The sequence below is a fragment of the Streptomyces sp. NPDC017890 genome (assembly GCF_044328675.1).
Lineage (GTDB): Bacteria > Actinomycetota > Actinomycetes > Streptomycetales > Streptomycetaceae > Streptomyces.
The window spans coordinates 1-1,098 of the sequence record NZ_JBIRHU010000169.1 but is presented as its reverse complement, the minus strand read 5'-3'; the positions used below and the strand labels follow the sequence as shown (position 1 = coordinate 1,098).

Genomic DNA, 1,098 nt, shown 5'->3' with positions numbered 1-1,098 from the left:
CCGTCGTATTCCGGTGGACTACGCGTCGCACTCGGTGCACGTGGAGGCCATCCGCGACGAGCTCCTGGATGTTCTGGCGGGGTTGGAGCCGCGTGTGGCCGAGGTGCCGTTCTTCTCGACGGTGACGGCGGACTGGCTGGACACGTCGGTGATGGACGCGGAGTACTGGTACACCAACCTCCGCCGGACCGTCCGTTTCGAGGAAGCGACCAAGTCCCTTGTCGAGCAAGGGCATCAGGTCTTCATCGAGGCGAGCCCCCACCCGGTCCTGACCGTCGGTCTGCGCGAGACGCTGGACGCACTGGACTCCGTAGGTGTGGCGATCGGGACTCTACGGCGTGGCGAAGGAGGGACGAGCAGGTTCCTGCTGTCTCTCGGAGAGGCACACACCCACGGCGTTCGGGTCGACTGGGCCCCGGTGTTCTCCGGCGCGTGCCGAGTTGACCTGCCCACCTATGCCTTCGACCACCACCGGTTCTGGCTCGTCGAGGACGATGCCGTCTCCGAGGACTCCGACGGGGCGGTGAGCAGCCCGCAGGATGCGGAGTTCTGGGCGGCGGTGGAGCGGCAGGACACGGCGATGCTGGCCGAGACACTTGACATCGAGGGCGAAGTGCTGGGTGAGGTGCTGCCGGCGCTGTCGGCGTGGCGTCGGCGTCGGAACGCCCGGTCGCGGGTGGACGAGTGGCGTTACGCGGTGTCGTGGAAGCCGCTGGTCGCGACGCCGACTGTTCCGTCCGGGCGTTGGCTTGTGGTGTCCGCTGACCCGGACAGCGATGTTGTCTCGGAGGTGCTGGATGGCCATGGCGTGGAAGTGGTGCGCCTGGTCGTCGACGATGACGAGCCCCGGGCAGGTCTCGCCGACCGGTTGTCTGCGGTGGGCGAGGTCGACGGCGTGGTGTCGCTGCTCGGCCTGACCGGTGCCGGGCTGGGCACCGCTCCGGTCTCGCGCGGTCTGCGGGACACGGTGGATGTGGTGCGGGCGTTGGGTGTTGCCGGTGTTGACGCGCCGTTGTGGTTGGTGACGCGGGGTGCGGTGTCGGTGGGGCGTTCGGACCGGCTGGTGAGTGTGGAGCAGGCGCAGGTGTGGGGTCTGGG

The 1,098-nt window shown here is 68.8% G+C and carries 1 protein-coding gene; it reads left to right on the top strand.

Features of this window, described 5'->3' with window-relative positions:
* Positions 1-13: 13 nt before the first annotated feature.
* A partial coding sequence (locus ACH4F2_RS36300; RefSeq protein ID WP_398136841.1) for an acyltransferase domain-containing protein occupies positions 14-1,098 on the top strand: 1,085 nt, incomplete at its 3' end.